Below are 12,927 nucleotides of genomic sequence, written 5' to 3'. Positions count from 1 at the left end.
AAATATTAAGGCTTTTGTTTTAGAATTTAAATAAAAAAGTCAGACATAGTAATAAATATATCGCATAATAATAAGTGCATATTTTTTTATAATTTATATATATATAACCTATAATATTTATTTATTTGGTACAATGAGATAAATACAAAAGAAATGGAGTGGATGAGAATGAAAATGCTTTATTATGATTGTTTTTCAGGTATTAGTGGTGATATGAATTTAGGAGCGTTGCTAGACTTAGGTATAGACGAGAAATATTTAATCGAGGAATTAAAAAAGCTAAATATAAATGGGTATGAAATAAAAGTATCGAGAGATAGTAGAAAAGGTATAGAGGGCACTAAGGTGGATGTAGATTTAGAGGAGCATCATCATGTACATACTCAGGATGGAAGTGAAGGAGAACACTCTCATGGGCATGTGAGCAATAATCATAGCCATGAGGAACATAGAAACCTTAAAGATATTGAGAAAATTATAGATTGTAGTGAGTTAAGTTCTAAAGTGAAAGAATTAAGCAAAAAAATGTTTATGAGGGTTGCGAGAGCTGAGGCAAAGGTTCATGGAAAAACATTGTATGAAGTTCACTTCCATGAGGTAGGTGCAATAGATTCTATTGTGGATATAGTAGGAGCTGCTATTTGCATAAGTCATTTAAATGTTGATAAAATAATGAGCTCATCTATAGAACTTGGTGGTGGGTTTGTTAAATGTGCTCATGGACTTATACCAGTACCAGCACCTGCTACTGTGGAAATTTTGAAGGGGATACCGGTAAAAATGGGAGCTGTACCTTTTGAAACTACAACACCTACAGGTGCTGCAATTCTTGCAGCTAACGTCTCTGAATTCAAAGATGATAACGATTTTATTATTAAGAAGATCGGCTATGGCATTGGTAACAGAGATACTGAAATTCCTAATGTACTGAGGGTCATGTTAGTAGAAGAGGTAAATAATTTGTCTGATACTGAAAAGAAAGAAAATGAAGGGGAAGTATTTCAAGAAATTGTGGAATGTAATATAGATGATATGAATCCAGAGATATATGAGTATATTCTTGATAAGCTTTTTACAAAGGGTGCTTTGGATGCATACTTAACTCCAATTATAATGAAAAAAGGCAGACCAGGCGTAAAAATAAGTGTTTTATGTAAAGAAGATAAAATTGAAAAGATGAAAGAAGTATTATTTAGAGAAACTACTACATTTGGAGTAAGAAGTTTTAAAGTACATAAAACAATGCTCCAAAGAGAATTTACTAAAATGAACACTAGCTATGGTGAAGTTACTGTGAAAGAAGCTTACTACAAAGGTGAAAAAATAAAGAATAAGTTAGAATATGAGGAGTGTAAGAAAATAGCCCGAAGTGTGGGACTCCCTATAAGCAAAGTATATGAGACATTAAGGAATGAAATATAACATTATAGATATAAAAACATAAAACTGTAAGCTTAAATTAAAAAAGGTGGAGAATATATGAATACAGAAGAAATGAAGAAATTCCTTAAGTCCGTTAAAAATGGTAATATATCCATTGATGATGGTGTAGATAAGTTAAAAGATTTGTCTTATTCAGATTTAGGATTTGCAAAAATCGATAATCATAGAGAACTTAGAGTTGGTTACCCGGAGGTTATATATTGTGAAGGGAAAACTGTGGATCAAATAAAGGGTATAGTTAGTTTAATGATTACTAAGGATATAAATATTCTTGGTACAAGGGCCTCTAGGATCATGTATGAAGGGGTAAAAGAGGTATGTGATGATGCCGAGTACAATGAACTTGCAAGAACAATTGTAATTAAAAAAAAGGACGTAGAGATTCCAAGTACATATATTGCATTAGTAACAGGAGGAACTTCTGATATATCAGTAGCGGAAGAGGCAGCTATTACAGCAGAAATCTTTGGGAATAAAGTTGAAAGAATTTATGATGTAGGAGTAGCGGGTATTCATAGGTTGTTTGAAAATCTAGATGTTATAAGGCGCGCGAAGGTAGTTATTACTGTGGCGGGAATGGAAGGCGCTTTAACTAGTGTAGTTGGAGGCTTGGTGGATAAACCAGTTATAGCTGTTCCAACTAGTATAGGATACGGAGCTAATTTTAAAGGACTTTCGGCATTGCTATCAATGTTAAACAGCTGTTCTAGTGGAGTTAGTGTTGTTAATATTGACAATGGCTTTGGCGCAGGATATTTAGCAAGTATTATCAATAAACTATAAATTAATTTTTAAAAAGGAGGCTTGCATACTCATTATGCAAGCCTTAATTATGGTGTGTTTGAAAAGTGTATATTACATAAAATATAGTTGCAGTAATATATACTTTTCTTATTGAGCAGGGGATTCGCGATTGTATATATCTGCATAGACTTTGAGAGTGCATTGTGCAGTGTTCTGCCATGAAAATTTTTTAGATCTTATTAATGCTTTAGAACTTAATTCTGATCTTAGAGCTTCATTACTTAATAAGTTACCTATGGCGAGAGACATCTCTGAGATATCATATGGATTTATTAAAATCCCACCGTCACCCACTACCTCGGGAATAGAAGTAAGGTTAGATGCTATTACAGGAGTGCCGCAATTCATTGCCTCTAAAGGGGGGAGTCCAAAGCCCTCATAAAAAGATGGATAGATGAAAGTATCACAGCAATTATAGAAAAGTGGTAAATGATCTTCAGGTACAAAACCGATAAAAATAACATGCGAGCCTATTTTCAATTCATTCGCAAGTTTTATGAGTTTTTGACCGGAATCTTTATAGCCACCTACAATAACTAAATTATACTTTTTATTTAAATCTTTATATATTTTAGAAAAAGCAATTATGACAGAAGCCACATTCTTTCTTTCACTAAATCCTCCTAGGTAGAGTATAAAGGGATCTGTTAAATTATATACAGCTTTTAGGAAATTCCTACAGTGGACCTTATCTAAAGGAACATATTTTTTATCTGCAGCTAAAGGAGTTACAAAAATCTTACTTTCGTCTACTGGGAAAAATTTTAAAATATCGCGTTTAGAGAATTCGGATACAGTTATTATCCCATCAGAGCCTCCTATAATCATTGGCATCTCTTTTAAAAATTTCAGCAAATAGCCTCGGCCTACTGTTTCGGGCATAACATATGGAATTAAATCATGTATCGTGACTACTTTCTTGCAAGTTATTTCCTGAGAAAAACCTATACCATTTTGGGGCATATGATATATGTCTATGTTTTCTTTTGAAATGTTTTCTGGAAAATAGTAATCTTCAAAAAATCTTTGATGCTTTTTAGAGGTCATTACTATTTTGCAGTTTTCTTTTTTTATAATTTCATAATTGTTGCCTGACCAAAAAACATGGTAATTATTTACATTATCTATGTTAATTAAATTTTTAAACACATTTTCGGTATAAGTTCCTATACCTGTTCCACTATAGAAATTGATGCCTCTAGCATCAATTGCAATCTTCATAGGTTTCACTCCTTAAAATTATTATAAAAACCCTATATTTATAATTATAAATTTCATTTGAAAGACAATATATATTAATATATTGTTTTTACTTAAAAAGTGTGCTAATTATAAAAATATAATTAAGCACAAATTATTGAGAAAGTTCATATACTGAAATAGAACAATATTGCGGAGGCATGCATTTGGAAATCCAGGAAGTAAAGGAGACGGTACAAGATAATTATTCTCTTTGTATTAATGATATAGTGAAAATAAAAAATGTTTACAGGATAGAAACTGAGAATGACATGTATTGTTTGAAAATCATTAATTATGACTTTAAGCATTTTTTATTTATTATTGGTGCAATAAAACATCTGCAGGGCAATGGTTTTGAAAATATACCGGAAATTATTGAGACTATCGATAACAAGGAGTATATAGCCATTGAGAATAAATACGCTTATTTAACACCTTGGCTAAAAGCAAGGGAATGTAATTATGATAATCCAGTGGAAATAAAATTATGTACTTTAAAGCTTGCAGAGCTCCATAAAAAAAGTTTGAATTTTAAAGTTACGCCGGACATGTCGCCCAGAATAGGATGGCTTAAATGGATAGAAACTTTTAAAACTAGAGAAAGAGAAATATTGGATTTTAAAAGAAGAATAGGTGAAAAAGAATGCATTACGGAATTCGATAGCGATTATTTAAGAATAATGGGGGAAGAGCTCGCACGGAGTAATAGATCAATAGAAAATTTATGCAAAAGTGAATATGTAAGTAAGATGAAAGGAGAAATTAAACATAGGGGATTCTGCCATCACGATTATGCTCATCATAATGTATTATTAGATAAAAGTGGTGGCGTGAATGTTATTGATTTTGATTATTGTATTCTAGACACTCATTTACATGATTTAAGTAGCCTTCTAATACGAAGAATGAAGAATGGCAAATGGAGTCCTGAAAATGCGCTTTTTATAATGGAAGCGTATGATGATGCATTTTCGATATATAAAAGTGATATAGAAGTAATGGCAGCATTTATGGAATTTCCTCAGGAATATTGGCAAATAGGAATTCAATATTATTGGGAAAAAAAGGATTGGGGAGAGGAGTTTTTCTTAAGGAAACTTGAAAAAATGCGTGAGGATAGAGTGGATAAGCAAATTTTTATTGAGAAATTCATAAAAATAAAATATGGGAGGTAGTATTGTGGGGAAAAATAAAAAGGATGGGTGCATTGATGAGCTTGAAATTGATGTAATTGATCCGCAGGAATCCACTGTAGAGGAATATGACATAAGGCTCGAGAATATGGAAGAGGAAGTTAAAAAACTGAAAAAAATAAGAAAAAGGAAAAAGAAAATTAGTGAGCTTGAATTGCAGCAAAGAGAGATATTAAAGAAAATGGACAAAAATTATAAAAAGACCAGATAGTACTTGGCTATTATATATCAATTGACTAATAGATTTAAATTGAGGTGGTGCGAGTGGCGATAAGCATCTATAATGAATTTTCAGATTATATGATGTTTAAAGGTATTAAAAATGTAGGTGAAATTGAATCTAAGAACATAGACGTAACTGAAGAAGCAATAATAGAACAATTTCGTGCTATTTATGCTTTGCATGAAAAATCTCTTGGATTTAATGGGTACCTAAGGAATAAGTTAAATAACAATACAGGGAAAATCATAGAGGATTATAAAATTTCTATTAAAAAGTTGGCCGGAGACATAAATAATATTATAAAATATGAACCGAAAAATTCATTTGAACAATTAATTGTTAAATATGGAAAGGAAGTTATAGATAGAGGGCAGCGGTGTATAAGAGAAGTATACCAATCAGATTATTTAGGGATTATAACAAGAAGCATGAGGCGTTGCGAAATATGCTTAGGAAATACAGATTTTAAAAATATTAGAAAAAATAATTTTATTGAAGTGGTTAGTTTTAAAGACTGTAGTTACAATATGGTGGAAATGGATTGTTTCCTTTTGCTTAGTAAGTTAAAAAGAAAAGGAGTGAAACTTGATTTTCATAATCTTACTCAAGAGTTCTGCTACATTGAAGGGCTAGACACAAGAAGTTCAAAATTTTTAATAGCTTTAATTTCTTACCCTCATGAATTCATGAGATGTTGTAATAAGCATCGGGCAGGTAAAAAGAATTGGAATGAAGAAAGGTTTTCTGAGAAACTTATAAAGGCTTTGATTCAAGATGGGGATTCATTAATTTAAGTTATTAATGCAATGATAAAAGAGGTGAGAACATGTTAGATGTTAGATTTAAAGATAAGGCTTATTTAAGTAAATATGATTTAGATGTAGATTTATTTAGCGAGTTCGATCTAGTAGTTGATGATGTTATTCCGGTAAGAAAAGTATTCATACTTAATACGGATAAAGGTGATAAGGTTTTAAAAAAAGTAAACTATAGCATTTCCCAACTTGAATTCATTAATTATGCGATTGAGTATATTAGAAATAATAATTTTAATAGGATCATTGAATTCGAAAAGACAAAATCCAAACTCATATATGTCCCTTGGAAAAATGATATATATTGTATTATGAATTTAGTAGAAGGGAGAGAGTGCGAGTATAGTAACCCAGTGGATGTAATGCTCGCGTCTAGGGCAATAGCTGAGCTTCATAAGGCATCGGAAGGGCTTGTATATGAAGGTCCATTTGAAAGGTTACTCGCAAAAAATGAGCAACGGTACTTATGTGGTAGAATAATACAAAATTTTAAAAAAAAATTAAATGATCTTATGTTCTTTAAAAGCATAGCAACTCGAAATGAAAATAAAAATGAATTCGATTATATATTTCTAGAACATGAGGAATATTATGAGAAAAATATAATGCAAAGCATAGATATTCTAAGCGAATCAGATTATTACAATTTATGCAAGGAAAAAGAGAAAATTGTATTTTGCCATCATGATTTAGCTCACCATAATATATTGATTAATAGGGAAGATGTATATTTCTTAGACTTTGATTATGCAGTTATAGACTTAAAGGTGCATGATATTTGTAACTTTACAAATAAAGCCATCAAAAATTCTGCTTATGATATAGAAAAGGCCAATGGTATTTTAAGCGAATATATTAAAGTATTACCATTAGATAATCGCGAATTAAAGGTATTGTATGGCATGCTTAGCTTTCCAGAGGACTTTTACAGTATAGCTAGAGATTATTATACAAGGAAAAAACAATGGAGTGAAGAGGTGTTTTTAAGCAGATTAAAGAAGAAAGTGGAAGGCAGAGAAGACAGAGAAGGGTTTTTAGAGGCCTTTAAGAATCATTATAATTGTTAGTTTAAAAGCCCTACATAGTTGTAATTACACTATGTGGGGCTTTTGTTTTGATAATTTGATAATAAGGACATTTATTTAGGTGTCCCTAATATATTTTGATAAGCACTTAGAGTAGTTGCAGCTGTATGTTCCCAAGTTAGGGTGGAGGCTCTTTTTAATCCTCTAGTTATTAGGGATTGTCTTAGGTCATTATCAAGGATCACATTATACATTTTTTCACTTAAGGAATTAATATCATATGGATTTACAAGTAAAGTTGAGTCCTTAACTATTTCGGGGATAGAGGTGGCGTTAGAGGCGATTACAGGAACGCCACAAGCCATTGCTTCAATTGGAGGTAATCCAAAACCTTCATAAAATGAAGGGTATACAAACAGCTCACAAGCGTTATACATGAAGGGAATATAGGTCATGGATATAAAACCTGGGAAAATTACTTTATCGTCAATGTGTAAATCTTGTGCTCTTTTTTTATATATATCATATGATTTACCTTTGCTACCTGCAATGACTAATTTAATATCTTTTTTTAATTTTGGTAAAAGCAGACTAAATGAATTTAGTAATCCGAGAATATTTTTTCTGGGACTAAATCCTCCAATATAAAGAATATAGTCTCCTGTAATAGAGTAATTTTTTTCGATTATAGATTTACTAAGAGCTTTGTCATAAGGTTTATAAATATCTTCACTAGCTAAATAAGTGACATATATTTTTTCTCTTGGGTAGTTAAAAGCTTTAATAATATCTTCCTTTGAATATTCAGACACAGTAATTATTCCATCACATAAGGGAATGATATTGGGCAATTTTTCATTGAAAATTTTTAAATATTGCTCACCAACTGTATCTGGCATTTTATACGGAATAACATCATGTAGCGTAATAACGAAGGGACAGGTTTTCTTTGACGGCAGCCCAATGCCGTTTTGGGGAACGTGATATATGTCCAAAGATTTATCTATTAATTTGTTAGGAATATTCACCTCGTTCCAAAAGTTATTTTGACTATCTTGCTTAATGCTTTCTATATGAAAATTTTCTTTAAAGGGTATGGCAAGCTTACAGTCGTCTGGCACAAAAAGCGAATAATCATTAAAATTGTCTATTTTATTTAAAGAATTAATTAGCTGGTAAGAATAAGTTCCTATACCAGTTCCTCTATACCATTTTGCAGCTCTAGCATCAATTCCAATTTTCATTTTAAGACTCCTTAAATACTGATTTAATAGATGGATATATTTTATTATATTAAGCGAAAGCATAAATGTTGTTAAAACATACAATAATTTATTCTAAAATGAAATATTAGTAATATAAATTATAGGGGGGGTGAGTAACATGATGAGGGAATTTGAAATTGAAAGACAATATGGTATTAAGATAGAAAGTATACGTCCCAATAAGGGAGTGTATTTTTTAAAGACGGATGACGGAGCTAAGTGTCTAAAGAAAATCAGTTACGGGACACAAAAACTTTTGTTTGTATATGGAGCCAAAGAGCATCTTGCAAAAAATGGATTTGACAAGGTTGATAGATATTTTTTAAATACTGAAGGAAATCCTTATGCATTAGTTAATGAAGATATTTATACACTATCAACCTGGATAGATGGTCGCGAATGTGATTTTCACAATGAGGAGGATTTAGTTGAGGCCGCAAAAGAATTAGCTTATATGCATATTGCATCCAAAGGATATGATCCACCAGAAAATAGTAAGTTAAAAACGGATCTTGGAAGATGGCCACATCTGATGGAAAAACGAATAAAGTCCTTTGATAAAATGCAAGGTATGATTAGAAAAAAGAAGAATTTTAAAACAGATTTTGATATGAATTATATCAGGAGTGTTGATGATCAAAAAGAATTAGCCAAAAGAGCTATGGCAATACTCGATGACTCTAGGTACTTCGACATATGTAGGCAAACAGAAGAAGAAAAAGGATTTTGCCACCATGATTATACTTATCATAATATTATTATTGATAAAAATAATGATGTTAATATAATTGATTTTGATTACTGCAAAAGAGAAGTAAAAGCATACGATTTATCTAATTTTTTGATCAAGATGCTTAAAAAGCAGGATTGGGACATAAAATATGCTGAAATAGTATTAGAGGCGTATAGCAGTGTAAATCCTCTGTTAGAAGAAGAGTACAGACTCATATATGCATTTTTAGTATTTCCACAACGATATTGGAGGCTTTGTAATAGGTACTATTATAATGAAGTTACCTGGATTCAAAATACTTTTAACAAGAAGATGGAGGAGTTAATTTCTGAAAAAGAAAAGTATATGGCATTTATTGAAGAATATAAAAAAGTCTTCAATCAGAGGTAGAATAAACCATGGTATTTATTAAAGTTATGTAAATATAATGTTTACATAACTTTTTTTGATTTCACCTATTCACTATATTTTCATAATATATATTATGGGTTTAAATATGGAGGTGGTATTGTGAAAATAGGCGACATCGTAGTAAGAAAATCTTATGGCGGAGACATTACATTTAAAATAATAGATATTGTGCCAGGAGATAATGATGAGGTGTATTTACTTAAGGGAATAAATTTAAGAATAGAAGCTGACTCTTTAAGTGAGGATTTAGAATTAGTAGAAGAAGATGCCATTTATGAAATTGATAAGGTTTTTAATAAAAAGGTAAATGCATCTATTAAAAGAGTATTAATGAATAGAATTAAAGGGAGCAGGGGAGACAGAGGATCGGCTATAGATTTCAAAGGGAAAATTAAAGATTTGCAGTTAAAACAAGAAAAATACAAAGAGTACAAAAATAAAGATATGGTTTTTGGAAGACCCGGAAAAATACTGCACGTTGATGGTGATGCAGAATATTTAGAAGTGTGCTTAAAAACTTATAAGCAGTTATCATTAAATGCTGTAGGGATGATAATATCAGAAAAAAATCAACCAAATGAAATAGTGAATTTAGTAAAAGAAGTTAAGCCGGATATAGTAGTAATAACAGGACATGATGGTATGGTAAAAGGAATAAATGATTATATGAATTTAAATAACTACAGAAATTCAAAGTACTTTGTAGAGGCGGTTATGGCTCTTAGATCTTATAATAGCAATTATGATGATTTAGTAATATTTGCAGGGGCATGTCAATCCTGTTATGAGGCAATTTTAGATGCTGGTGCTAATTTTGCTAGCTCTCCAAATCGCGTCTTAATCCATTGTTTAGACCCCGTGTTAGTTTCTGAGAAGATTGCTTATACAAATATAGAAAATGTTGTAGCTATAGAAGATGTTATACAGAACACTATAACAGGATTAGATGGAATAGGTGGATTACAAACTAGAGGAAAGTATAGAGAGGGGTTTCCTAAGTCTAAGTATATATAGGTGCGTAGGTTATCTTTAAAAAATTTACTAGAATGCTGGTTATTTTATTTTGAGTAGTTAAACAAACTATCATAGATTGTATTAAAAATGGTATGTAAGTATACTACATTAGTGATTTATAAGGTAAATGCTCATAAAATAGATAATAATTAATTATGCGACGAATAATCGATGAAAATGAATTTTGTTAACATAAAATCAACATTGACAAAATTGTTAAAGTAGTGATAAAATATAAAGCTTACTTGACAAAGAGGAATATATGATATATAATGTAAAGTGTGGAAAGAGGGTGTTTGCTTTGGAAAAAATAAATGTACTGACTTCAATAAAAGATGAAATTGAAAGTCATGTTGGCGAAAGAGTAACATTAAAAGCTAATGGTGGAAGAAGAAAGATTCTTGTGGATAATGGAGTTATTGAAAAGACTTATCCAAATATTTTTGTTATTAGATTAGAAAAAGACACCCACAGGACAGTGACGTATAGTTATTCAGATGTTTTGACAAAAACAGTTCAAATAGTTTTTGCAGGATAAAACGATACTGTATCATAGTATCGTTTTTTATATTTATAAATAGAGAATAGGCATATGAAAACAAATAACAAGTAAAATATACTAGCTTGTTATTTGTTTTCATGTGACTGATATAAGATTAACAGAGCATATATTAAAGGGAATGCATTGGGTTATTAATAACTGTGTATTCCCTTTATTATATGGTTTTTTATTATGTTTAAAATGTATTACCGATTTTGAGCATTAATAGTAATATATACTTTTTTCTTTTTTATTAGAGAATTATGTTGAATTTTGCAATACGAATAAAAGTATTAAATATCATATTTAAGTGTCTATTTCTATATATATTAATAGTAGGTATTTTAGGAGGGTAACAACCTATAAGTGGTACCCCAATAGAAATACGAGGAGGCATAATGTGGAAATAAATTTGAAAAGAGAAAACATAGAGTATGAACAATTGTTAGGAGAAAATACTGTTGATACAGTAGTGAAAGAAGAATATGTAATACCGGATACTCATCCTGATGTTAAGGAAATTCTTATGTTAGATGTTAAAGCCTTAATAAATTCTAAAGAAATAATTCAAGATAAGGTATATTTAGAAGGCGAAATTCAATATAATGTACTTTATATTACAAAAGGTCAAGAACGTACTGATGTGGAGAACGTTGTATATAGTTCAAAGTTCTCAAATACAATAGATATAATGGGCGCGATGCCTGAAATGCTTTGTGATGCTGAATGTTTTGTAGAACATATGGAGTGTAGAATAGTTAATGAGAGGAAAATATGTCTAGAGGGTATTTTAAAATCAAAATCTGAGGTATATAAAAATTTCAATTTCCAAATAGTTAAGGATATTGAAGCAGTTAAGGATATTCAATATTTAAAAAATCCTACGAGTATAGATAAAGTCATAAGGAATTTTAATGGTGAGCTTATTGGAAAGGCTAATATAAAAGTTCCAATGGAAAATCCAGAAATTGCTAAAGTTATAAAATGTGATGTTAATATTCATAAGAAAGAAGTGAAATTGTACGAAGGAAAAATTCAAATAAATGCTTATGCAGTTATTAATATGATATATAAGGGCAAAGATAGCAGGGAATTAATTTATATTGGGCATGAGGTTATGCTAAATAAAGAGTTAGATTTTCAAGATGTGAATCCTTACATGGATCAGTATACAGACTTTAAGGTAGATGCTATGGAATATGATATTAAGGAAGATGATTTGGGAGAAAAAAGAATTATTGATGTAGAGTTTTTGATAAAAACTAATACGAGAGGCATGCACAAAGAGGAAGTGGATATGATTGAGGATGTATATTCACCGACTACAAAGCTTGAGATGGATAAAAAGGATTATGGACTTAATGTAATGCAAGGACAATTATTAACGGAGACCTTAGTTAAAGGAGATATAGAACTAGATAGCAGCAAGGGTAAGCCTAGCAAGGTCATTATGTGTAATGCCACCGTTTGTGTAACAGATAAAAAGGTGATTGAGGATAAGGTTATAATTGATGGCATAATGAATGTAACTATATTATATAGAAGTGATGATGAAGAAAAATATCTTTCCGCTGTGACTGATGAGATCCCTTTCAGCTGTGGGGCGGATATATTAGGTGCTAAGATAAATATGAGCAGCATGTGTAAAGTTTCACTCGAAAATATAAATGTAGATATTGAGGCAGCGAATATGGCTGTTAGAGCTGTGGTTAAAGTATATGTAAGAGTAAATTATATGGTACAGAAAAAATTTTTAGTTGATGTTTATCCAATAGAAGGGGAGGCGCCTAAGAAAAAGGCTAGTGTTACTATTTATGTAGTTCAATCATCAGACACCTTGTGGAAAATAGCTAAAAAATATAATACAACAATGCAAGAAATTGCAAGAGTGAATCAAATAGAAGACCCTAATATTATAAAAGTTTCACAAAAACTTATAATACCAGGTAGAATAATCATATAAAAAATAATATGGCTGACTGAAAATTGATTGTATAAATTAGTTTTCAAGTAGCCCTAACCCCTATGTGGTATAAATAACACATAGGGGTTTTATTATGTTTGGCATAGCATTTTTTAAATTATAGGTAGCAATATTAAATTTGTTGTAATATACTGATTTTATTAACAATGTTTCACAAGAAATGATTCATCTTATATAAACCTTGGAATCCCTTAAGGGGGGGCTGAACAATTATTAATTGAATTGCTTTTGTGA

Annotated in this window: 12 protein-coding genes; 10 read left to right on the top strand and 2 right to left on the bottom strand. The window is 30.6% G+C overall.

Translation table 11 applies throughout. From position 1 onward, the window contains the following. Positions 1-168 precede the first annotated feature (168 nt). Entirely contained in the window at positions 169-1,422 is a 1,254-nt protein-coding gene (gene larC / locus ACWJJ2_RS12455) for a nickel pincer cofactor biosynthesis protein LarC (protein WP_462953347.1), read from the top strand. Between the two features lie 57 nt (positions 1,423-1,479). Then, positions 1,480-2,226, top strand: a complete 747-nt coding sequence (gene larB / locus ACWJJ2_RS12450; RefSeq protein ID WP_216303385.1) for a nickel pincer cofactor biosynthesis protein LarB — start codon at positions 1,480-1,482, stop codon at positions 2,224-2,226. Positions 2,227-2,334: 108 nt separating this feature from the next. Here larB and ACWJJ2_RS12445 read toward each other — a convergent pair whose 3' ends face one another. After that, entirely contained in the window at positions 2,335-3,468 is a 1,134-nt protein-coding gene (locus ACWJJ2_RS12445) for a glycosyltransferase family 4 protein (protein WP_220286857.1), read from the bottom strand. A 185-nt stretch (positions 3,469-3,653) separates the two neighbouring features. Here ACWJJ2_RS12445 and ACWJJ2_RS12440 point away from each other — a divergent pair, with 185 nt between their 5' ends. Genes ACWJJ2_RS12440 through ACWJJ2_RS12425 form a run of 4 tightly spaced genes read left to right on the top strand, consistent with a single transcriptional unit; the run spans position 3,654 to position 6,787 of the window. Further along, a complete protein-coding gene (locus tag ACWJJ2_RS12440; RefSeq protein WP_462953346.1) occupies positions 3,654-4,664 on the top strand; it encodes a CotS family spore coat protein in 1,011 nt (336 codons plus the stop codon). Between the two features lie 4 nt (positions 4,665-4,668). After that, a complete protein-coding gene (locus ACWJJ2_RS12435) occupies positions 4,669-4,893 on the top strand; it encodes a hypothetical protein (protein ID WP_216303382.1) in 225 nt (74 codons plus the stop codon). 53 nt (positions 4,894-4,946) lie between these two features. Then, positions 4,947-5,699, top strand: a complete 753-nt coding sequence (locus ACWJJ2_RS12430) for a protein kinase family protein (protein ID WP_220286858.1) — start codon at positions 4,947-4,949, stop codon at positions 5,697-5,699. Positions 5,700-5,731: 32 nt separating this feature from the next. Continuing rightward, positions 5,732-6,787 (top strand): CotS family spore coat protein, encoded by a 1,056-nt coding sequence (locus tag ACWJJ2_RS12425; protein WP_216303380.1) that lies wholly within the window; start codon positions 5,732-5,734, stop codon positions 6,785-6,787. A gap of 71 nt (positions 6,788-6,858) precedes the next feature. On the opposite strand, the gene ACWJJ2_RS12420 is transcribed toward ACWJJ2_RS12425, so the two are convergent. Continuing rightward, entirely contained in the window at positions 6,859-7,989 is a 1,131-nt protein-coding gene (locus ACWJJ2_RS12420) for a glycosyltransferase family 4 protein (RefSeq protein WP_462953345.1), read from the bottom strand. A gap of 139 nt (positions 7,990-8,128) precedes the next feature. Here ACWJJ2_RS12420 and ACWJJ2_RS12415 point away from each other — a divergent pair, with 139 nt between their 5' ends. The 4 genes from ACWJJ2_RS12415 (at position 8,129) to ACWJJ2_RS12400 (ending at position 12,672) form a co-directional block, all read left to right on the top strand. Beyond that, the gene (locus ACWJJ2_RS12415) at positions 8,129-9,133 is read left to right on the top strand and encodes a CotS family spore coat protein (RefSeq protein WP_165413253.1); all 1,005 of its coding nucleotides are present in this window, start codon (positions 8,129-8,131) and stop codon (positions 9,131-9,133) included. Positions 9,134-9,253: 120 nt separating this feature from the next. After that, positions 9,254-10,168 (top strand): sporulation peptidase YabG, encoded by a 915-nt coding sequence (gene yabG / locus ACWJJ2_RS12410; RefSeq protein WP_216303378.1) that lies wholly within the window; start codon positions 9,254-9,256, stop codon positions 10,166-10,168. Positions 10,169-10,430: 262 nt separating this feature from the next. Then, the gene (locus tag ACWJJ2_RS12405; RefSeq protein WP_369811873.1) at positions 10,431-10,706 is read left to right on the top strand and encodes a Veg family protein; all 276 of its coding nucleotides are present in this window, start codon (positions 10,431-10,433) and stop codon (positions 10,704-10,706) included. A gap of 403 nt (positions 10,707-11,109) precedes the next feature. Continuing rightward, complete coding sequence (locus tag ACWJJ2_RS12400) at positions 11,110-12,672, top strand: DUF3794 and LysM peptidoglycan-binding domain-containing protein (protein WP_216303377.1); 1,563 nt, start codon at positions 11,110-11,112, stop codon at positions 12,670-12,672. Positions 12,673-12,927 lie beyond the last annotated feature (255 nt).

The sequence above is a fragment of the Clostridium sp. CM039 genome (assembly GCF_055081075.1).
Note: the sequence above shows the minus strand (reverse complement) of the source record. Positions and strands in the feature narration are given on the sequence as shown.